The 411-nt window shown below is 61.1% G+C and carries 1 protein-coding gene; it reads left to right on the forward strand.

The window, feature by feature from the left end; genetic code table 11:
- Window positions 1-411, forward strand: a 411-nt coding sequence (locus HWX07_RS36870; protein ID WP_244130077.1) for a DUF6396 domain-containing protein, incomplete at both ends; no start/stop codon positions are given.

Raw genomic sequence — 411 nt, forward strand, 5'->3', positions numbered from 1 at the left:
TGCCCAGTATTACGTCGCCGGATTACTGGCGCCTCATGACCGAGCGCCGGATATCGCGCGACAGATGCGCCGGTGTGCGGCCGATCAAGGGCATGGCCGTGCGGCCTATGAGCTCGCAATTAATCTCCGGGGCCGCGGTGATTTCCACGGTGCTGTCTTGGCCTTTCAGAAGGGGGTGGCGGCAGGGGTCAGTGGGACGGCCATGAATCTTGAGCGTGCATTTCAGTCGCGAGAGTCGTATGGCGGAAGGTTCTTTCTCGACTTACCTAACGATCCCGAGCGCTCGCGTCGCTATCAGCTGATCGGTCAATTTTTGAGGGCCAACACACTGGCCAACCCGAAAGTGCCGGACGTTGATCAGATCGTCCCGCTGCCGCCAGCGAAGCTTCCGCCGTGGGACGGCACCTTCGA

This window comes from Burkholderia sp. BCC0097 (assembly GCF_902832985.1).
Classification (GTDB): domain Bacteria; phylum Pseudomonadota; class Gammaproteobacteria; order Burkholderiales; family Burkholderiaceae; genus Burkholderia; species Burkholderia orbicola.